This window comes from Pseudomonas sp. SIMBA_067 (genome assembly GCF_046534675.1).
Taxonomy (GTDB): domain Bacteria; phylum Pseudomonadota; class Gammaproteobacteria; order Pseudomonadales; family Pseudomonadaceae; genus Aquipseudomonas; species Aquipseudomonas putida.
In genome coordinates this window covers 1-231 of sequence record NZ_JAWRYH010001467.1, presented here as the reverse complement: position 1 = coordinate 231, position 231 = coordinate 1, and the positions used below count along the sequence as shown (strand labels likewise).

Genomic DNA, 231 nt, shown 5'->3' with positions numbered 1-231 from the left:
ATATCCGTAAATTGACCACGATTGAGTTGAGATTGGTTGCCAGTGTCACGACCTCACTTATCGCCCCCCGCATCAACACCCGCACCAGCCCCACCCTGGGCATCGCCGAATTCATCGACTTCGCCGGTTCCGGCATCGCCATGACCGACGGCAGCAGCACCGTGGCGCGCCAACCCATCCGCATGAACACCCTGTTTGCCCGTGAGCTGATTGCCCGGGCCAACCTCGCCC

1 protein-coding gene is annotated in these 231 nt (G+C 61.5%); it reads left to right on the top strand.

The window, feature by feature from the left end:
- Nucleotides 1-32: 32 nt before the first annotated feature.
- Nucleotides 33-231, top strand: a 199-nt coding sequence (locus tag SB765_RS34295; RefSeq protein WP_410933111.1) for a hypothetical protein, incomplete at its 3' end; no start/stop codon positions are given.